This is a genomic window from Cupriavidus taiwanensis, from assembly GCF_900249755.1.
Classification (GTDB): domain Bacteria; phylum Pseudomonadota; class Gammaproteobacteria; order Burkholderiales; family Burkholderiaceae; genus Cupriavidus; species Cupriavidus taiwanensis_D.
The window spans coordinates 1998836-2019173 of the sequence record NZ_LT976853.1 but is presented as its reverse complement, the minus strand read 5'-3'; the positions used below and the strand labels follow the sequence as shown (position 1 = coordinate 2019173).

The 20338-nt window shown below is 69.8% G+C and carries 14 protein-coding genes; 3 read left to right on the top strand and 11 right to left on the bottom strand.

Translation table 11 applies throughout. From position 1 onward, the window contains the following. From CBM2594_RS09195 to CBM2594_RS09185, 3 genes are all read left to right on the top strand, one after another. Nucleotides 1–961 (top strand): reverse transcriptase domain-containing protein (locus CBM2594_RS09195; protein WP_116356568.1); only part of this gene is annotated, 961 nt, incomplete at its 5' end. Nucleotides 962–1175: 214 nt separating this feature from the next. Beyond that, a complete protein-coding gene (locus CBM2594_RS09190; protein WP_116356567.1) occupies nucleotides 1176–1997 on the top strand; it encodes a type IV toxin-antitoxin system AbiEi family antitoxin domain-containing protein in 822 nt (273 codons plus the stop codon). Then, nucleotides 1981–2934: a nucleotidyl transferase AbiEii/AbiGii toxin family protein gene (locus CBM2594_RS09185; protein WP_116356566.1), complete on the top strand. Its 954-nt coding sequence runs from the start codon at nucleotides 1981–1983 to the stop codon at nucleotides 2932–2934. Before CBM2594_RS09190 ends, CBM2594_RS09185 begins: the two co-directional genes overlap by 17 nt. A 66-nt stretch (nucleotides 2935–3000) precedes the next feature. Here the strand turns inward: CBM2594_RS09185 and bcsR are convergent, their stop codons facing one another. The 11 genes from bcsR to galU all read right to left on the bottom strand — a co-directional run bounded on the left by bcsR (nucleotide 3001) and on the right by galU (nucleotide 19909). Beyond that, nucleotides 3001–3216 carry a BcsR/BcsP family cellulose biosynthesis protein gene (gene bcsR, locus CBM2594_RS09180; protein WP_116356565.1) on the bottom strand — a complete coding sequence of 72 codons (216 nt, stop codon included), beginning with the start codon at nucleotides 3214–3216 and terminating at the stop codon, nucleotides 3001–3003. Further along, nucleotides 3213–4877 carry a cellulose biosynthesis protein BcsG gene (bcsG, locus tag CBM2594_RS09175; protein ID WP_116356564.1) on the bottom strand — a complete coding sequence of 555 codons (1665 nt, stop codon included), beginning with the start codon at nucleotides 4875–4877 and terminating at the stop codon, nucleotides 3213–3215. Before bcsG ends, bcsR begins: the two co-directional genes overlap by 4 nt. A gap of 42 nt (nucleotides 4878–4919) precedes the next feature. Then, nucleotides 4920–7511 carry a UDP-forming cellulose synthase catalytic subunit gene (bcsA, locus tag CBM2594_RS09170; protein ID WP_373457586.1) on the bottom strand — a complete coding sequence of 864 codons (2592 nt, stop codon included), beginning with the start codon at nucleotides 7509–7511 and terminating at the stop codon, nucleotides 4920–4922. Beyond that, nucleotides 7511–8323: a cellulose biosynthesis protein BcsQ gene (gene bcsQ, locus CBM2594_RS09165; RefSeq protein WP_116356563.1), complete on the bottom strand. Its 813-nt coding sequence runs from the start codon at nucleotides 8321–8323 to the stop codon at nucleotides 7511–7513. The genes bcsA and bcsQ overlap by 1 nt, the downstream gene beginning before the upstream one ends. Continuing rightward, nucleotides 8320–8523 carry a hypothetical protein gene (locus CBM2594_RS09160; RefSeq protein ID WP_116356562.1) on the bottom strand — a complete coding sequence of 68 codons (204 nt, stop codon included), beginning with the start codon at nucleotides 8521–8523 and terminating at the stop codon, nucleotides 8320–8322. Before CBM2594_RS09160 ends, bcsQ begins: the two co-directional genes overlap by 4 nt. A gap of 16 nt (nucleotides 8524–8539) precedes the next feature. Continuing rightward, nucleotides 8540–10282: a cellulose biosynthesis protein BcsE gene (bcsE, locus tag CBM2594_RS09155; RefSeq protein ID WP_116356561.1), complete on the bottom strand. Its 1743-nt coding sequence runs from the start codon at nucleotides 10280–10282 to the stop codon at nucleotides 8540–8542. Nucleotides 10283–10315: 33 nt separating this feature from the next. Further along, complete coding sequence (locus tag CBM2594_RS09150; protein ID WP_232346590.1) at nucleotides 10316–14206, bottom strand: cellulose synthase subunit BcsC-related outer membrane protein; 3891 nt, start codon at nucleotides 14204–14206, stop codon at nucleotides 10316–10318. Further along, entirely contained in the window at nucleotides 14179–15384 is a 1206-nt protein-coding gene (gene bcsZ, locus CBM2594_RS09145; protein ID WP_116356559.1) for a cellulose synthase complex periplasmic endoglucanase BcsZ, read from the bottom strand. The genes CBM2594_RS09150 and bcsZ overlap by 28 nt, the downstream gene beginning before the upstream one ends. 1 nt (nucleotide 15385) lies before the next feature. Then, on the bottom strand, nucleotides 15386–17692 hold the full coding sequence (bcsB, locus tag CBM2594_RS09140; RefSeq protein ID WP_116356558.1) for a cellulose biosynthesis cyclic di-GMP-binding regulatory protein BcsB: 2307 nt from the start codon (nucleotides 17690–17692) through the stop codon (nucleotides 15386–15388). Between the two features lie 441 nt (nucleotides 17693–18133). Continuing rightward, entirely contained in the window at nucleotides 18134–18943 is an 810-nt protein-coding gene (locus CBM2594_RS09135) for an undecaprenyl-diphosphate phosphatase (protein WP_116356557.1), read from the bottom strand. Between the two features lie 69 nt (nucleotides 18944–19012). Continuing rightward, complete coding sequence (gene galU / locus CBM2594_RS09130; protein ID WP_116356556.1) at nucleotides 19013–19909, bottom strand: UTP--glucose-1-phosphate uridylyltransferase GalU; 897 nt, start codon at nucleotides 19907–19909, stop codon at nucleotides 19013–19015. Nucleotides 19910–20338 lie beyond the last annotated feature (429 nt).

Genomic DNA, 20338 nt, shown 5'->3' with positions numbered 1-20338 from the left:
GTGCGCCCAGCAGCCGAAGCTGGACCCTACCTTCAGCGAGCACAGCTATGGCTTCTGGCCCGGGCGGCGTGCGCACGACGCGGTGCTAGCCGCACAGTCGTACGTGCAGTCGGGGCGGCGAGTGGTGGTGGACGTGGATCTGGAAAAGTTCTTTGACCGGGTCAACCACGACATTCTGATTGACCGTCTACAGAAGCGTATCGGGGACGCCGGAGTCCTCCGGTTGATCCGGGCGTATCTGAACAGCGGGCTGATGGATGGCGGGGTGGTGCTGCAACGGTACGACGGCACGCCGCAAGGCGGGCCGCTGTCGCCGCTGCTGGCCAACGTCCTGCTCGATGAGGTGGATAAGGCGTTGGAGCGTCGAGGCCATTGCTTCGTGCGCTATGCCGACGATGCGAACGTGTATGTACGCAATCGGCGGGCGGGCGAGCGGGTGATGGCGCTATTGCGGCGGTGGTACGGCGACCTGCGCCTGAAGGTCAACGAGGCAAAGAGCGCGGTGGCGAGCGCGTTTGGCCGCAAGTTCCTCGGCTACAGCTTCTGGGTGGCCGCAGGGGGCGTGTTCAAGCGCAAAGTGGCAGATAAGCCGCTGCTGACGTTCAAGCAACGCATCCGCGAACTGACGCGCCGCTCAGGCGGGAGGAGTCTGCAGGAAGTGGTGGACCGGCTGCGCCCCTATGTTCAGGGCTGGAAGGCTTACTTCCGGTTGGCGCAAACACCCGGCGTCTGGCGAGAGCTGGACCAGTGGCTGCGCCACCGGCTGCGGGCCATTCAGCTCAAGCATTGGCAACACGGCCAGAAGATCTACCGGGAACTGCAGACTCTGGGTGCGGCGCACGAGACGGCCCGACAGGTGGCGGCGAACAGCCGTCGCTGGTGGCGCAACAGCAATGGCGCGCTGAAGTCGGTGCTGGATATTGCCTACTTCGACCGGATGGGGCTACCCCGCCTCACATAACCTCAACCTCTCGAACCGCCCGGTGCGGACCCGCATGCCGGGTGGTGTGGCAGGGGCGCAGCCAGTGACGGCTGCCCCCTATGCCGATTTCTCTTCTTTATCCCCGTAGCGGTTCACGATCGTGGGAAAAACAACACTATCAGTGAACTAATTTCGATATTTCTAAACCAAAGGGGGGTTGGCGCAGGTTTATGAACAGTGTATTTTAATCACTATGAGTGATCAAAATACTGGAAAGCTAAACCGACTCCTGGCCCAACTGAGCGACACCACCCTGGTTTCGAGCCGGTGGCTGGCGGCACATGGGTATTCCAACAGCCTCGTTGCACGCTACGTGGCCAGTGGCTGGCTGGTGTCGCCAGCCCGTGGCGTCTATATGAGGAAGGGCGGGCGTCTGCAATGGGAGGGCGTGCTCCGCAGCCTCCAGGTCGGCGAGGCATTGTCGCTGCATGTCGGAGGGCGCTTTGCGCTCGCCTTGCAGGGGCACGAGCACTACCTGCGGCTGGGCGAAGCCGGCACCATCACCCTCTATGGGCCGGACCGGTTTCCGGGTTGGGTGAGCAAGCTGTCGTTGAAAGAGCGATTCGAGTATCAGGGCAAGGGGCCATTCGACCGGCCTGTTTTGCGCTTCACGCCTGAAATGCCGGAGAAGGCGTTGCTCGATCAGGGATTGGCTTGGCATGAGACCGGCTCCGGGACGGACGCGCTGGTTTGCTCCACCCCGGAACGGGCCATGCTCGAACTGTGCGGTGGTGTGACGGATGCGGCCTTGGTCTATGAGGCCGATGCCTTGATGCAAGCAATGACCACGCTGCGACCGCAACGGGTCGGCATGCTGCTGCGCCAATGCCACAGCATCAAAGCCAAGCGTCTGTTCCTGGCTCTGGCCGAACGCCATCGGCATGCGTGGCTGGCGCATGTGCCGCTCCAAGGTGTCAATCTGGGGCGGGGCAAGCGCGCGCTGGTGCCCGGCGGACGCTTGCAGCCGACCTATCAGATAACCTTGCCCGGAGACCTGGATGAGCACCTGGCTTGATCAATGGGACAGGCGCTACACCGACCGGGTGCAATTGCTGGTCGACGTCCTGCCGGTATTCGCCCAGGAGCCGCGCTTCGCACTCAAGGGCGGCACAGCGATCAACCTGTTCGAGCATGATCTGCCGCGGCTGTCCGTGGATATCGACTTGGCCTGGTTGCCGATGCAGGACTATGCCGTCGACGCGGTCCAGATCGAGGCAGCCATGGCACAACTGGCCGACGTGCTGCGCGCGCGGCCGTGGCAACTGCAGGTCCAATTGTCAGCGGGCGACGGCGGTCGCGTGGCGACGCGGCTGGTGGTCAGCCGTGGCCGGGCGCGCGTGCAGATCGAGACCACACCGGTGATGCGCGGCACCGTCCATCCGGTACGGGAGATGGTGGTCAGGCCCAAAGTGGAGGAGGCATTCGGATTCGCTTCCGTGCGGGTGCTCGACTTTGCCGACCTCTATGCAGGCAAGCTGGCAGCAGCACTGTCGCGCCAGCATCCCCGCGACCTGTTCGATGTCAGCCTGCTGCTCGAGGACGAGAGGGCAGACGGAACGCTCTGGCGGACCTTTCTAGTCTATCTGACCTGCAGTCCCAAGCCGGCTTGGGAGATGCTGGCGCCAAGGGAGCCTGCGGACTTCGAGGCGACATTCAACGCGCACTTTCGCGGAATGACGTCCGCGCCGGTGAGCGTGGAGCAACTGCTGCAGAGTCGCGCGCGCTTGCTGGAACGGGTTGCAGCCTGGCTGGACCAGCCGTCCCAGGCGTTTCTGCGTTCGGTAGAGGCCGAGCGGCCGGACTTCGGTTTGATCGACCTGCATCATGCGCGGGACCTGCCCGGCGTTCGACGCAAGCTGCACAACCTGACACAGCGTTCGGACGCGAAACGGCAGGCCGATAGTCTGCAGCTGGAGCAGGCTCTGGCGCGGATCGCGGGGCGCGCCGGCTAAGCGATGTCTAAGCGGCGGCATGTAGGCGACGGTATCACCCGCGGGTGCCGAGCGCTAGCTTTGCGGTCAGCCGCGCTCAGCGGCTTCAGCTAACCCCTGCGGCGCGACCGCATCATAGCCCAGCAAGCCCGCCAGCAGCGGCCAGCGTCGCGCGGCCGCCTGCGCGGCGCGCATTTCCTGGTGGTCGAAATAGCGGCGCGGGTCGAAGCCGTCGACCTCGTTGCCGAGGACGTCGATATCGCTGCGTGCCAGCGGCAGCCCGCGTGCGTTGGCCGGCTTCACGGCTTGCCCTCGATCCAGACGCCGTCCGGCGTGCGCACGACATAGCCGTCGCCCTCGCGCATGGTCACGGTGGCCTCGTTCTCGCCGACCATCTGCGTGTGCGGCACGTCGCTGGCATAGCTGGCCAGGTCCGGCGCCTGGGCGGCGAACGGGTTGTCGGCAATCAGGTTGGACAGCAGTTGCGCCAGGCCCAGGTAGCTGGTGGGCGCGTCGATGGTGATGGTGCGCCCGTTCGGCTTGGCCAGCCCCACCAGCTTGACGCCCACCGGTACGTTGATGATGCGCGGGGTCGGGATCTCGCGCATGCCGGCGATCTGGTTGGCGTCGCCGCGCAAGGCCGCGCCATGCTCGGGCACGAACACGATCACCGCGCGCCGGCCCGATTGCGCCACCATCTCGATGACCTTGTCGATGTCGCCCAGCAGCCGCGACAGCCGCAGCGGATAGGACTCCAGGCTGGACAGCCGGTTGTCGTTCATGCGGTTGCCGTCGTGCAGCGTCACGGTGTTGTAGTACAGCGCCTGCGGCCCGCCGCCGGCCTGCTGGCGATCGTGGAACCAGCGCTGCAGGACGTCGAAGTCGCCGATGACGGGCGAACTGTCGAACGAGCGCATCGCCACCGGCAGGCCGGTGTTGGGAGGCGGCGCGACGCCGTCGACGCCGATCTCCTTCTGCACTTCCTTCAGGAAGTTGTCGAAGTGGCCGTCGTGGTTGAGCAGCATGCGCGTGGAGAAGCCCGCCTGCGCCAGCGCCTGGAACAGGTGGCACTGGGCCGGCGCCGGGTCGTACAGCGCCTTGTGCTCGGGCTGGCCGCAGGCCGCGCGCAGCATGCGGATCGCCGCCGGGCCGCTGTAGCTGGCCGCCGAGCTGAAATTGGTGAACAGGAAATCGAAGCGCTGCAGCAGCGGGTTGTCGCGCGCGCGCGCCGCGTCGAGGTCGTCCCATGACAGCGAGCAGATATGCAGCACGATCACGTCGTACTGCGTGTCTGATGTGCCCGAAGTGCCCGAAGTGCCCGAAGTGCCCGAAGTGCCCGAAGTGCCCGAAGTGCCCGACGTACCCGATGTACCCGGCGTGGCCGCCAGCCGTGGGAAGCTGACCTGGCGCAGCGCTTCCTGGTTGCGGAACGCAGCCAGGCGCGCATCCGGGCCGCTGGCGTTGACCTCGGCGCCGCCACTGGCCGGCGCCGCGCCCGTGGCCAGCGCCGCGGTGCCGGCGCGCGCGCCGGCGCTGCCGCCCGGCCCGCCGCCACCGTAAAACGCCTGCCACACCGGCACCGCGACCAGCGCGCCCAGCACCAGCGTCGTCACCCGCACCCAGCGGTTCACGAGCCAGAAGACCACCAGCGCCGCCAGCGCCACCAGCAGCATCTCGCGCGTGATCACGCGCTGCGCCAGTTCCAGCATGTACGCGGGCGTAAACGCCTGCAGGTTGCTGAACTGCGACACCACGCGCGAGAACGGCGGCAGGTCCGATTCCCGGTACATCAGCGCGGCGCCCGCCACCACCGCCAGCACGTGCCGCAGCGCGGACAGCGCCGGATGGCGGATGCGCACCGCCAGCACCAGCGCGAACAGCAGGTTCAGCAGCCATTGCGGATGCAGCCGGCCGATAAAGGCCAGGTACAGCTTGGCGATGAAGTAGAGGTTCCAGATGCCCATGGTCCGAAGCGTGGCGTTGCCGCGTTGCCGTTGTGTGTAAGGTCAGAGCCGGCGCGGGCGCACGCGCCCGGCCAGCGCCGTGGTGGCGCCGCGCAACGCATCGACCAGCCGCAGCAGCCCCTGGTAGCCCATCTCGATCACTTCCTTGAGGCCGCGCAGCGGCACGTCCGCCGGCTGCTCGTCGACCCAGTGGATCCAGGCGTCGGCGCGGCCGAAGGTGCACTGGACCAGCTGCTGCTCGGTGCGCGCGTCCATGCCGTCGAAGCGCACGCCCATCTGCCGCTCGACATTGCGCGTCACCACCGCCGGGAAATGGTAGCTGCGGGTGCCGCGCGACAGGCACACGCCCACGTGCGTGCCGGGCTCGACCCTGGCCTCCACCGGCAGCGCCAGGCCCAGTCCGCCGAGCGAATAGTTGTCGGTCTTGCAGGCGAGCGTGCGGCCGTCGGGCAGCAGCAGCGTCGCCGGCACGCGCATCGGGATGCGGTGCGACACGCGCACCTGGCGCGCCTCGCGCGCCACGCCGATGGCTGCGCCCAGCATCACCAGGTTGGCCAGCGCCCAGCCCAGGTTCATGATGATCGCCGAGGGTTCGAAGGCGGGATCGAACAGGATGCGCCCGCAGCCCAGCAGCAGGGCGACCACGTTCAGCGCCAGCAGCACCAGGTAAGGCTTGGAAATGGTCCAGTCCAGGTATTCCTCGCGGATCTGTCCGCCCTTGGCCGTGACATTGAACTTGCCCAGCTTCGGGTTGATGAACGCCATCGTGGTCGGCAGCACGATGTACCACGCCAGCACCGATTCATAGACCTCCGCCCAGAACGAATGCCGGTAGCGCCCCTGCAGGCGCGAGTTGGTGATGTTGGCGACGAACAGGTAGGGCAGCACGTAGGCCATGATCAGCACCGCCGAGGTGTGGATCACATGCAGCCCGAAACACAGGTACGCGATCGGCATGGTCAGGAAGATCAGCCGCGGCACGCCGTAGAAGAAGTGCAGCATCGCATTGGTGTAGCACAGGCGCTGGAACAGGTGCAGGCCCTTGCCGAACATGGGATTGTCGATGCGGAAGATCTGCGCCATGCCGCGCGCCCAGCGGATGCGCTGGCCGATATGGCCGGCGAGGTTCTCGGTGGCGAGCCCGGCGGCCTGCACGATGCGGATATAGGCGCTGTTGTAGCCGCGGCGATGCAGTTTCAGCGCGGTGTGGGCGTCCTCGGTCACGGTCTCGACCGCGATGCCGCCGACTTCTTCCAGCGGCGCGCGCTTGATCACCGCGCACGAGCCGCAGAAGAACGTGGCATTCCAGAAGTCGTTGCCGTCCTGGATCAGCCCGTAGAACAGGCTGCCTTCGTTGGGCACGCGGCGGAAGGTGTCGAAGTTGCGCTCGAACGGGTCCGGCGAGAAGAAGTGGTGCGGTGTCTGCACCATCGCGCATTTGGGATCGGCGATGAACTCGCCCATGGTCACCTGCAGGAACGAGCGCACCGGCATGTGGTCGCAGTCGAAGATCGCGACGTACTCGCCCTGCGTGTGCCGCAGCGCCGCATTGATATTGCCGGCCTTGGCATGCGCGTGCTCGGTGCGCGCCAGGTAGCCCACGCCGGCGTCGCGGGCGAAGTCGCGCACTTCATCGCGGCCGCCATCGTCGAGGATATAGATGTGCAGCTTGTCCTGCGGCCAGTCCAGTCCCAGCGCGGCATAGACGGTGGGCTGCAGCACTCGCAGCGGTTCGTTGTAGGTGGGGATCAGCACGTCGACGGTGGGCCAGCTCGCGGTATCGGCCGGCAGCGGCGCCGGTTGCCGGTTGAGCGGCCAGATGGTCTGCACGTAGCCCAGGAACAGCACAATCCAGGTATAGAACTCGGCCGCGAACAGCAGGTAGCCGAAGACCGCTTCGGGCACGTTCTCGAACTGCAGCGTGGTGGTGATGCGCCACCAGATATAGCGGCCGGCCATCAGCACCGACAGCGCGGCCATGGTCAGCGTGGCGGCGCGGCCCGGGATGCGGCGCAGCACCAGCAGGCCGGCGATGATCAGCGTGACCAGCAGGAACTGGTCGCGCAGCGGCAGCGGCGTGGTGCACAGCAGGATGCCCGCGGCGGCGGCCAGCGCCAGCAGCGCCGGCATCAGCCACGGCACGCCGGACAACGTGGGCGACAGCGACTCGAGGCGCTGTCCCACGCGGTTCCAGTCGATGCCCGGCAGCCGCGCCAGCAGTCGCCGGCGCAGCCGCTTGGCGCGGAAGTAGACCGGGTCGAGCCAGCCGCGGAACCAGCGGCGCAGTGCGCTGGGCTCGGGCGGCGCCTGCGGCTTGCGGCGCTGGTGCACGCCGGCGGCGAGCGGTACCAGTGCGCGCGGCGGCCGCAGCAGTGCCCGGCTCAGCCAGATGCCCGGGCCGTGCTGGTGGCGCGGGATCTCCAGGCGCTGGCGCAGGCGCCGCCGCACCCAGTTGGCGGCAAGCAGCGCCACGTCCGGGCGCCCGCGCGGCGGCGTGCGGAAGAACATGCGCAGCAGCCACAGGCTGAGCGGGGCCTCGGCGGCCACGCCCAGCTCGCGCGCCAGCGCGCGGCGCAGCATCTGCAGCCAGTCGGCCGCGCGCCGGCGCAGCGGCAGGGGCAGCAGCGCGCGCATCATGTCCGCTCGGTCTCGGTGGCCATCCGCTGGGCGCCCATGTCGCGCACGCTTTCGGGTCCGGCCTTGCCGCGCACGGCCAGCAGGCTCCAGCCCGATACCCACGAGGCCAGCCCCTGCAGGTCATGCGCCGCCTGCGAGTACGGCGTGCTGCGGCAGAAGCTTTCGCCGCGGGCAAAGGCTTCGGGCACGGCGGCGTCCTCGTGCACTTCATACGGCAGCAGCTCGCCGTCGAGCGTGGCGCGCAGCAGCACCGAGATATCGGTATGGAGCTGGCGCGCCGGCTGCAGCCGCGTGACCGCGCAGGCCACGGCGGCGCCGCTCTCGCGCAGCGCCGCGCGCAGCGGCGGCAGCGTGGCGCAGGTCTGCGGCTGCGGCGGCACCAGCACCAGCACGAGATCCGCCGCGGCGATCGCCTGGCGCGCATGCGGCGACGGCCACGGCGCGCTGTCGACCAGCGCCAGCGCATTGGCCGGCAGGTCGACCTGGGCCAGCAGGCCACGCAGCCAGTGCGGGTCGCTCTCCATCCACGCGGCCATGCGGCCTTGCTCGGCGGCGCTGCCGGGATCGCCCCACGGCACGAACAGCACGCCGTCGTCGCTGCGCAGCCCCGCTTCATTCCACTGGGCGCTGTTGCACAAGCCTGCGCTGGCGGGCGCGCGCAGGCCGAAGTGGAAGCCAAGCACGCCGCGCGGGTCGCATTCGACCGCCAGCGCCGGATGGCCGTGCCAGGCCAGCAGCGTCGCGAGTTCGGCGGTGACGGTGGTGCGGCCCGCGCCGCCGACGGTCGAGACGATGGCGACGGTCTTCATTCGCGCTCTCCGCGCGCTTCACGCCAGCGCCGGCCGCGGATCACCACCGGCTGCAGTTGGGGCGGCAGCCGCACCGCGCGGCGCGCGCGCGGCAGGCGCCAGCGCGGCAGCAGGCGCAGCAGCCGGAAGTGCCAGACGACCCAGGCCACCGGCACGGCCAGGATCAGTCCCCAGATGAAATAGCCGAGAAACAAGTCCATGTTGGTTTCCTGTCGGTCATGCCTGGCGTCGCGGCTTCAGCGGGATGGCAAAGGCCTGCGGCTGCGCGCGCCGGCCACGGCGCCCGCGCGCGGTCGCCGGCAGCGGGATCGGCGCGTCCAGCGGCGCCAGTTCCGCCGGCGCCGCGATGGGTGACGGAGCGGGCTGGCTGGCCAGCCAGCCGCTGTAGTCCTGCACCGGGCGCTGCGCGATATCGGCTTCGAGACGCTTGAGCGAGCCCAGGATCGATTCGGCATCGCCGCAGCGCAGCTCGCCGCCGAACAGCTCGGACATCGGCCGCACGAACACATGGCGGCACGCGGTCTCGACGTTCTCCATGCGGCAGGCGAAGAAGAAGGCGTAGACCGCGTTGCTGCCGGCGCTGCACAGGTCGCCGGCATCCTGCATCTGGCACGCGCGCAGCGCGTCGACATGCGCCACCTCGGGCAGCAGCGGCAGCTCCAGCAGCACGTGCGGCAGCCGGATCACGCTGCTGCGCTCGAGCGTGGCCCGCACCAGCGAGATAAAGTCGGCGGGCGGCACGTAGCCGGTGGCGGCGGTGGCGACCACCGCGGACAGCGCCTGCCTGTAGTCGGGCAGGATCGGGCGCGAGAACACCTGGCCCTGGATCGACTCGATCATGGTCTGCACGCGGGCGAACGGCGTGTTGCGGTGGATCACCAGGCTGGCGCCCAGCGTCATGATCAGCAGCTCGTAGCGCTGGCGCAGGATCTCGTGATCCTCGCGCACCACGATCTTGAGCGCCTTGCCGCCGTCGTGGCGCAGCTGGTGCACCTGGCCGGCCAGCGTCTCCAGATCGGCGATCTGGCCGTAGTGCAGCACCACGGTGGCCGCGACCGCACCGGCCGCGGCCGCCACCGCGGCGGCGTTGTCGTCGACCACCTGCCAGTGCGCAGGGATCCAGCGTTCGCGCAGCACGGCCGGGCGGCTGACGATGATGCGGTCCTCGTCGGGGGCCAGCAGCGTGGGGGCCTCGCCGGGTGCGATGGCAGCATCCGCGCTGCTGCCGGCGACCAGGCCGCCGTCCACGGGCGAGAAGCGCAGCGGCACCGTCTCCGACGGCAGGATCGCGTCCTTGTGGCGCCAGAAGCCGACTTCCCAGACAAAGTGCCCGTGCTGCTGCGCCAGCCGCGCCACGCCGGCGAAATGCCGGTGGAAACCCGCCAGCGACGGCAGCTGCAGCGCCTCGGCGCCGCCGGGCGGCGCCATCACCAGCAGCACGCCGCAGCCGCTGGCGCTGCACCATTGCGCCAGCAGCTCGCCGTCATCGGCCAGCGCGACCGGGTCGTCCCAGCGGAAATACCCCTGCGCGCCTTCCACCAGGAACTGGCTGCCCTGCGCGCCGCACTGGTCCACCACGGCCTGCAGCGCTTCGGTCAGCACGCCGATGCCGCTGCGCTCGGGCACGCCGCGCAGCGTGCAGACGTTGGCGCGCGGATGCAGCGTGCGCGAGCGTTCGATGTCGAGCCCGTGCGCGCGCAGCATGTCGGCGATTGCCGCCGGCTGGCGCGGGGACAGCACCGTGGTGCGCGCGCGCAGCAGCCGCGCCGAGCTCTGCCAGAACAGCGCGTCGCAGGCGGGCGTGGCATCGGCGTAGACCACGTGCACGGCGGCCGGCTCGAGCGCCGCCAGTGCCGGCGGCAGCGCATCGATGGCCAGCGCCGGGCGCGCCTGCAGCCAGGCGCGCGGCTTCTTGCGCGTGCGCGGCGGCGGGGCGGTGGGGCGGATGGCGTCGTTCATGGCGTGGGCGGGTAGCTGGCTCAGTCTGTGGGCTTAGTACGTCGAATACGGCCGCACCGGGGTGGGCGGGTAGGGCACGGCGCCCTGCTGCTTGTCGAAGAAATAGCGCACGTAGGCCTGCGCGCGGTTGGGCGCGTAGTCGCGCGAGCGGTCGATCTCGAACACCGCGCCGGCGATCCAGTGCGGCGCGAAGCGGTACTCGATCGCCGCGCCGATGGTGTAGCTGAAGCCGCCGCCGGAGCCGCCGTCATAGGTGGCATTGCCGGAGAGCGCCTGCAGCCGCGAATCGGTCGGGTAGTACGGCATCGACTTCTCGTACGTGCTCGACAGCCCCACCGAGCCGCGCACGCGCCACGACAGCTTGTCGCGGCGCCCGGTCCAGTCCAGCGGGATGCCGAACGACAGGTAGCGCTGCGGGCTGTAGTAGCCGCCGTGGCCGAAGCTGTAGTAGCGCTGGTTCTCGCTGTAGCGCCAGTAGTTCAGCACCAGTCCGCTGGTCAGGCGCTGGTCGCGCCGCACGAACACGGGCACGTCGAAGCCGGTGCGCACGGTGAACTCGCGGTTGGTCAGCACATTGTGGCCGGTGTAGACGCCGTAGCCGAGATCGGCGAACAGGCCGAATCTCCCCACGTCGCGCGCGTAGCGGACATGCACGCCGTTGCGCACCACGCCGCCCCAGGTGGCCGCGGGCGTGACCGCACCGGTGGACGGGTCGACATGGGCGGGATCGGTGGCGCCGGCGTACGACACCAGGCTGCTGGTGACGGCGCGCCGCGACACGTCGATGGTGGTCGATGCCGGCCCCATCTCGCCGCGCCAGCGCAGTCCGCCGACCAGGTTCTGCCGCGCGAAGCCCAGCGGCGTGGTGCCGATGTCGGCACGCCAGCTGTTGTAGGCGCCGTCGAACTCGTAGCCGGCGGCCAGCGCCACGCCGCGGTCGTTCTGGCCGATGGGCGCCAGGCCGGTATTGCCGAGCGCGCGGATGCGCCCGAAGTCGCGCGAGGCGGACAGGTTGTCGGCCGGCAGCGTGCCGGCGTCGAGCAGCACCGTGTCGGCATGGAAGAAGGCATGGCCGGTGTAGCGGTGCGGAATGCGCACGTACAGCGGGATCTCGGTCGCCAGCAGGCGCGAGATGCCGGGGTCGCCGCTCTTGTGCGAGAACAGCACCGCCGAGGCCACCTGGCCTTCGCGCCGGGCTTCGAGCGAGGCCAGCGCGCGGCCGGCCGCGGTGCCCTCGGGATCTCCGGTGTCCGGGCCGGCGCCTTCGCGCTGCTCCAGCACGCGCGCCTCGCGGTACAGCGCCGCGGCCCCGTCGAAATCGCCGCGCGACTGCGCAATGCGCCCGGCCTGCACCGTGATGTCGGCGCGCCCGGGATAGCGCTGGCGCAGCGGGTCGACCACCGCCAGCGCTTCGTCCTCGCGCCGCATCGCGGTGAAGCGGCGCGCGATCGACAGGCGCGTGTCGATATCGTCCTCCGGGGTATCGGCGAGCACCGCGCGCACGAGCTCCAGCGCCTGCTTCTCGTCGCCCTGGCGCTCCAGCATGTTGGCCACCATCAGCCGCGCGCCGGCGTCCCCGGGGTTGGCCGCCAGCACCTGGCGCGCGGCGTCGGCGGCGCCGGCATAGTCGCCGCGGGCCTCGCGCAGGTCGGCCAGCGCCAGCAGCCAGCGGCGCTCGCGCTGCTGTGCCGCGGGCACGGCCATCAGCGTGCGCTGGGCCCCGGCGAAATCGCCCTCGGCAATCAGGCGGTCGCTGTGGCGCACTGCCAGCCGCAGCGACTGATCGTCGAGCTCCTCGCGCTGCGCGACGTCCAGGCCGGGACGCGCGCGCACGTCGGCGATCCACGCGCGCAGCGCATCGTCGCGCCCGGCCGCGGCCAGCAGTTCGCCATAGCGCAGGCGCACGTCGATGGCGGGATCGTCCGGATGCGCGTCGAGCCAGTCCGTGACCAGCTTCAGGCCGGTGTCGGGCTGGCCCAGCGCGATCCATTCGCGCCCGACCGAGGCCAGCATCTGCGCATCGCCGGGCACTTCGGCCGCGGCGGCGCGCAACTTGGCCATCGCTTCGTCTTCGCGGCCCTGCGCGGACAGCTGGCGCGCTTCGCGCAGCAGGCGCTGCGCGGCCAGGTTGCCCGCCAGGCGCCGCATGCCGTCGGAGCGCTCGGCGTCCGGCACGCCAGCCATCAGCGCAGTGGCGGCGTCGATGTCGTCGACCGAATTCAGGTACAGCGCCGCGGCATAGCGCATCTCGGTGCTCTGGGGACTCTGGGCTGCGCCTGCCGCGGCCACGCCTTCGTCCATCACCCGCCGGCCCAGCGCCGGCAGGCCCAGGTCACGGTAGGCGCGCGCCAGCGTGAAGCGGGTCCAGGGATCCTGCGGCGCCAGCCGGATCGATTCTTCCAGCCGCGCCAGCGCCGGGCTCTGCTTGCGCTGCGCCAGCAGCTGTTCGCCCTGCAGCGCGAGCAGTTCGGCGCGCAGGCTGCGCAGGGCTTCGGACGAACCCTTGAGGCGGCTCGCGGTGCTGTCGATCAGCGGACCGGCCTGGTCGCTGCGCCCGCTTTCATTGAGCACCCTGACCAGCGTGCGCAGGCTGCCGATGTCGGGCTCGGGGCCGGCGAGGTTGGCGCGCAGCAGCCGTTCGGCCTCGGCCGGCTGGTCCTGCGCGATCAGTGCGTCGGCCAGGATGGCGCGCGCGTTGGCGTTGTCAGGCTGCTGCTGCAGCGCCTGGCGCGCCAGCGCTTCGGCCTGCGCCGGCTTGCCCTGGGCATTGGCCTCGCGCGCCCGCGCCAGCGTGCCCCAGAACGTGGCGGTGCCCTGCAGGCTGCGCCATTTGCCGCGGTTGCCGGTATCGAGCGCGGCGGCGCGCGTGAACAGCGCGCGCGCTTCGTCGTGGCGCCCCTGGCGCAGGCGTACCAGCCCCAGGTTGCCGAGCGTCTCGCCTTCGTTGCGGCGCTTGCGGTTGGCGCTTTCGAGCGCGGTCTCGGCCTCGCGCACATTGCCGCGCGCCAGCTGCTTCTCGCCTTCGCGCCGCGCCTGGTACGCCTGGTCAGCCGGGCTGGCCTGCTCGCGCTGGCGCGCGCCGGCGTGCTTGCCGAGCTCCGCCAGCGTCTGCCGCGCGGCGTCGTCGTCCGGCACTTCCTGCAGGTAGGCCTCATACCACCGGTAGTACGCGGGATCGTCGCTGACGTTGTAGAGCGTGCGCCGCCACATCTCCAGCGCGCCCTTGCGGTCGCCGTCGGGGCGCCGGGCAATGCGCTGCAGGATGCCGAGCCCTTCCTGGCGCGTCGCCTCGCGGTCGGTCAGCAGGCTGGCCAGGGCCATCTGCAGGCGCAGGTCGTCCGGTTCCTGGCGCACGCGGGTGCGCAGCTCGGCGATGGTCGCGCTGCGCCCGGCGGGCGTGCCGGCCAGGATGCGGTAGTAGTCGGTCGCCAGCTCGCCGCGCGGGGCGCCGCGCGGAAACAGCCGGCGCAGCCGGGCAATCGCTTCGTCGGACTTGCCGGCGCGCGCCAGCAGCCGGATGCGGGCCATTTCGGCCTTGTCGCGCGTGGCGATGCGCCAGGCGTCTTCGAGCTCGAGCGTGGCGGGGTGGCCGGGGTGGGCCTGGCGCAGCCGGCGCAGGATTTTCTCGGCCTCCAGCGGGCGGTTGGAGCGCAGCTCGATCAGGCCCATCAGCATCAGCGCGTCGGGCTGGCCGGGATCGATCAGCAGCGCCTTGTCGAGGATGCCGCGCGCCATGTCGGTGCGGTTCTTGGCTTCCCACATGCGCGCCGCGGACAGCAGCTGCGCCACTTCGGGCGACGGCCTGGCGGCCTGCTGGGCCTGTTCGGCCAGCGCCGGCGCGGCTGCCAGCGGCGCCAGCGCGGCGGCGCCGAACAGCGCCGGCAGCAGCAGCGGGTTCAGCGCGCCGGGCATCCGGTCTTCCATGCGGGCAGCAGCGTGCCGTCGCGGGCGAAGCGGAACTGGCCGTCGAGATGGCCGAGCCCGAACAGCGTCAGCACCTGGGTGTAGTAGCCGGCCTGGCCGCCGGGTTCGCGCTGCGCCAGCTCGCGCGTGCGGCGCGCCTGCGCGGCGGCCTGGTCGGCGCGCCCGAGCGCGGCGAGGTATGGCGCCACCGCGGCGCTGAAGCCGCCGTTGCCGGCGTTGCTGCCGCGCGGGCCGGGCTGCCCGGTCCGGGTATCGATGCTTTCGGGCGGATAGCCCTTGGCCGCGACATAATCGGCCAAAGGCGTGAAGGTGCGCAGCAGCGCGGCGCGCCGGGGCTCGTCGGCGGGCAGCATGCCGGCCCACAGGTAGACGCGGATCGCGTTGTAGGCCGATTCGGCGTGGGTCGCCGCGTCGGGCAGGAAGCCGCGGCCGGCTTCATATTCGACCCAGTCGGGCGAGAAGCCGCGCGGCGCGGTGTCCAGCATCAGCCGTGCCGAGGTGCCGGCCAGCTGCTGCCACGCCGGCTCTTCCGGCAGCGCCGCGGCCAGCCGGCGCATCACCTGCAGCGGCACGTAGCTGGGGTTCAGGCGCCAGTGGCCGGTGCCCAGCTTGAAGCCCTGCGGTCCCGGCAGCACGGTGCGGCCCAGGCCGGGCAGCACCGCGGTTTCCTCGCGCAGGATGCGCCGCGCCAGCAGGGTGCCGAGCGCGGTGAAGCGCCGCTCCTGCCACAGCCGGCCCGCTTCCAGCAGCGCGTAGGCGATCCACAGGTCGGCGTCGGAAGCCGGGTTGCTGTCGATCACGCCCCAGCCGCTTTCCGCGTGGCCCGCGCTGGCTTCCTGCGCGGGCGTGCGCCGGCCCCAGAGCCACGCGGGCAGGTGCGAGGCCAGGTCGCCCTGCGCCAGGTTGTTCTCGGTCCACGCCAGCAGCTTGTCGAAGCTGGCGCGGTCGTTGGCCACCAGCGCGAAGAACAGGCCATAGGCCTGGCCTTCGGACACGGTGGCCTGCCGGTCAGAGCTGCGGTCGATCACGCGCCCGTCGGCGCTCAGCAGGTGCTGGCGGAAGGCATCCCAGTCGGCCCACTGGCAGGCCGGCGCCGGCGCGGCAGCGGCGGCCAGCGCGGCACAGGCCAGCGCGCCGGCTGCGAGCCATCGGCACAGGCCTGCCAGGGCGCGCCGCATGTCAGCTCCCGCGGCGCCGCGCCGCCAGCCTGCTCAGCGTCCAGAACAGCGACAGCGCGACCACCAGCCCGGCCAGCAGCCCGCCGATCGCCAGCAGGCTGGGGAACGCCGAGACCCGCACCCAGACGCGCGCGTACCACGGCAGGTCGCCGACGTAATAGCGCTGGCCCAGGCGCAGGCCATCGACCTGGTCCTGCCGGATCATGGTCAGGTCGCCGCGCATCTGCGCCACCTTGCCGGGGTTTTCCAGCGCGTCGAGCACGTCGGCCACGTGGCGGTCTTCGGTGGCGGTCAGCGCGACCACGGTATGGCCGTCGGCCAGCGGCGACTCGAAGCCGACCAGTGCCGCCACCGGGCCATCGGCGGACAGGATGGCGCGCCCGACCGGCGTGACCGGGTCTTCGCGCACGCCGGCCAGCCAGTTCGACCAGACCCCGCTGCGCTGGTCGCGCAGCGCGATCTCGGTCTTGCCGCGCGCGAGCAGCAGCGGCAGCGACTTGCCCCATTTTTCCAGCGTGGCGGCGCCGCTGCCGGTGCCGATCAGCAGCAGGTTATGGTCGCGCACGCTGTCGATCCTTGCCGTCGGCACCACGCTCACGCGCAGCGACGGCAGGCCCGTCCACTTGCCCATATGGCCCAGCAGCGACAGCAGCGCTTCCTGGTCCATCGCGGTGGGCTGGTCGGGAACGACCACGGCCGTGTCGGCGAGGTCGGCCAGCCGGGTGAAGGGATAGCCGCTGTTGGCAAAGAACGCCAGGTTGGGCAGCCCGGTGTAGTGCGAGAAGCGGCTGAAGTCGATGGTCGAGTCCGGGTCGATCGCCGCGCGCGCCACGTCGGTCGCGGTGGACGTGCACAGCCCGGTCTTCTGCGAATCGATATGGAACTGGAACTGCATCTGGTTGTTGCTGCCGACGCGGAACGCCGGGATGCCGACCCGCTGCGCCACCGACGCGGTGGTGCCCGACAGCAGCGGTACGCTGACCACGTTGTGGTCGTCGGTGCTGGCCAGCGGGCGCAGGCGGTAGGAGCGCACCAGCTGGTCGTTGATGTCGATGCTCAGGACCGAGTCGTTGTAGGTGGGCGGCGCGGTGTAGCGGTAGCGCAGGTTCAGCGGCACGTTGCTGCGGGTCCAGTCGTACAGGTCCGCCGGCACGCGCAGGTTGACGCGGATCGGGTTCGGGTTGCTGCCGGCGACCTGCAGGTCCTGCGGGTCCGGCACCAGTTCGCGGAACAGCACCGGGCGGTCGGTCGGCGCCCATGCCGGCGCGTCATAGGGCCGGCGCGGCTTGCCGATGTCGACCGACTCGACGCGCGCGCTGTTGCCGGCCAAGGCCACCTTGCCCAGCACCAGCGCATTGACGGCGGTCTGCAGTTCCTGCGCATTGCGGCCGGCCAACACAAGCAGCTTGCGTTCCGGGCTGGCCGGGTTCGGCATGACGCTGACGGTAGGGCCGGAGATGGCCGGCAGGTTCAGCCCCGCCGGGATGGTTTGCGGCGTGACGAAGGCGATGGCGTCGCTGCCGGCCGGCGCGGTACGTGTCACCGGGAAGCGCGCCTCGCGCCAGGCGGCCAGCGCGCCCAGCCAGGATGCCGCCACGCCGGCGGCGCGCAGCGTCGCGCCGTCGGCGCCGGCCGGCAGCACGAACGGCACGGTCACGCGGCGGTTGTCGCGGCGGTCGAAGAACGGCGCCGGCAGCAGCGCCAGGTTGTCCGGCAGCGTCACGCGCGAGGTACTGAGCGTAAGCGTGGTCGCCGGGCTGATGTCGGCCCACAGGCTTGAGTGCAGCGGGTCCTCGCAATGGTCCAGCGTGTAGTGCGCGATCAGCTGCACGCGCAGGTGGTTGAAGTCGGTGAAGAAGCGCGGGTCGATATCGAGCTCGCGCGTGACCAGGCGCCCGGCTTCCTTTTCTTCCAGCGGCAGCGTGGCGATGACTTCGTCGTTCAGCGTCAGCTTGATATGCGACAGCGGGAACACCAGCGCCGGCGAATAGGTAAAGGCCAGCTTGAGCTTCGCAGCCGTGACCACTTCATCGAGCCGCACGCCGACATCGAGCCGGCGCGCATGGTCCACGCCACGCAGCGCGATGGGGCCGTAGGCGCCCATCTGGCGCAGCGTCAGGACGCGCGTGGTGACCCTGGCCGACGCCGTGCCTGCCGGATCCGCGATTGCGGCAACCTGCGTCGCGGCAGGCGTGGGGGCGACAGCGCCAGGCTGCGCGCTGGCCGGCCACGACCAGCACAGGCCGAGCAGGCTCGCGACGGCGCACAGCGAAGCGCGGGGGAAGCTGAGCGAAACAGAGCGGGTCATGGGTAGACGGCGGTTCCTTTGCATGCTTCAGAACGAACGAACTGCGCGAACGAACTGCGCGAACGAACTGCACGAACGAACTGCACGAACGAACTGCACGAACGAACTGCACGGACGGACCGCGCGGCGCCAGAGCCTATACCCGCTCTCGATGGCTCGGCGCACTGCGGCAGGCTATACGCTTCAGGAATCGGGCTGGGCCAGTGTAGCGGCAAAGCACGGCAGACTCCACATGACGCTGTTGGTCTAAAAAAGATTCAACAGCGACTAAAAGAAATAGAAATGCGAGCCTCTTGCCAAAGGACGCGTTTTCGATCTCGCTTTGTAGGCGAAGCACTGGCATTTGCACACGGCGAAGGACCCGCCGGCGCCCCCGGCGATGCCACGTGGCAGGGTCGCCCAGGTTCTAGTGGGGTCGATGCTTAAGGGAATGGCCCACGGTCAGGCCATCACACTTGCCACCCCGATCACCACCCCCAGCGCAATCCGATACCACGCAAACACCCGCAGCGAATGCCGCGCCACCAGCCGCACCAGCGCGTTGACGACGAAGAGCGCGGAGATGAACGCGGCGGTAAAGCCGGCGACAATGGACCAGATGTCCTGCATGCTGAGCAAGTGGTAGTGCCGCATCGCGTCGTAGCTGGCGGCGCCCAGCATGGTGGGGATGGCGAGGAAGAAGGAGAATTCGGTCGCCGCCTGCCGCGACACGCCGGACAGCATGCCGCCGACGATGGTGGCGCCCGAGCGCGAGGTGCCGGGAATCATCGCCACGCATTGCGCGAAGCCGATGCCGATGGCCTGCTTCCAGCCGAAGTCTTCGATGGCGTGGATGCGCGGCACGGCGCTGCGCCGCTCGACCCACAGGATGACCAGCCCGCCCGCGATCAGCGCGGCGGCGACCACGGCGGGATCGAACAGGTGGTGCTTGATCGGGCCGATGAACAGCGCGCCGATGAGCGCGGCGGGCAGGAAGGCGACCAGTACCGCGGTGGCGAAGCGCAGCGCGTCGGGATCGCGCCGCACCACGCCGTCGCACAGGTCCGCGATCTTGGCACGGTACAGCCAGCACACCGCGAGGATCGCGCCGAGCTGGATCACCACGTCGAACACGCGCGCCTCGTGCGAGGTGAAGTCGATCCAGTCGCCGACCAGGATCAGGTGCCCGGTGCTCGAAACGGGCAGGAATTCCGTCAGGCCCTCGAGCAGGCCGAGAAAGAAGGCCTTTCCCAGGTGGATCCAGTCGATCATGTGGCGGCTGCCTTGTGGTGGCTTTACGTTGGCCTTTGAGGGGCGGAGAGGGCGCGTTGCCGGCGATCGTCAGGCCGCCAGGCTGTGCAGCAGCTGCGGCTCGCGCTGCTCGAGGTAGCTGCGGAAATGCGCGCCGGTCTCGTGGTGCTTCAGCGCGAACTCGACGGTCGCCTTCAGGTAGCCCAGCTTGCTGCCGCAGTCATAGCGCGTGCCGTGGTAGCGATAGGCCAGCACCTGTTCCTGGCTGAGCAGCGACTGGATCGCATCGGTCAGCTGGAACTCGCCGCCGGCGCCGGGCTTCAGTGCGCGCAGGTGGTCGAAGATGCGCGGGGTCAGGATGTAGCGGCCGACCACGCCGAGGTTGGACGGCGCTTCTTCCGGCGCGGGCTTTTCGACGATGCCCGAGACCTTGATCACGCCCTCGGCCCACTCGCGGCCCTCGACCACGCCGTAGGAGCGGCTCTGTTCCGGCGAAATCTCTTCGACGCCCAGCACCGAGCAGTTGTAGTGGTCGTAGGCGTCGACCATCTGCTTCATCACCGGCGGGGTGCCGTCGATCAGGTCGTCGGCCAGCATTACCGCGAACGGGGCGTCGCCGACCAGCTTGGCCGCGCACAGCACCGCGTGGCCCAGGCCCAGCGCTTCGGACTGGCGCACGTAGAAGCATTCGACGTTGGCCGGCTTGATCGAGCGCACCACGTCGAGCAGGGCGCGTTTGTTCTTGGCTTCGAGTTCCACCTCGAGCTCGAACGCCTTGTCGAAATGGTCTTCGATGGCGCGCTTGGAGCGGCCGGTGACGAAGATCATCTCGGTAATGCCGGCGGCCATGGCTTCTTCCACGGCGTACTGGATCAGCGGCTTGTCCACCACCGGCAGCATTTCCTTGGGGCTGGCCTTGGTGGCCGGCAGGAAGCGGGTGCCCAGGCCTGCGACCGGGAAGACGGCCTTGCTAACGCGACTTGTCATTTCAGTGGTTCCCTTCAAAGGTTCGGCAAAGCTCGGGGCGATGGCGGCGATCGAGCCGATTGCGGCGATGGTCGACCGTTCGTCCGCGGCAAAGAAAGAGGGTGTAGGCGCAACAGGGAATCAATCGCCTACACCCTTAAGTCGGCACGGGGTGCCACCCGCGATTGTGCTGCGTCGCACCACCCGCGGTACCCCTCACGCGTTGGGACGGAATTCGTTTCCACTCCGATGGGGGGATCGGAAACTTGGTAAAAACGCCGGCCGCGCCTTGAAGATGTAGTCCCGCGAGCCATAAACTTCGCCGGTCATTTGCGGATGACGCAGTGCAGAAAAGAGCGCGCCCAGCGCGCCGGGCACAACCAGTCAACACCGCCAGGTTCAGTTCCGCGGCCATGCAAACAAGCGGACAGGCACCCCGGGTGCCATGTC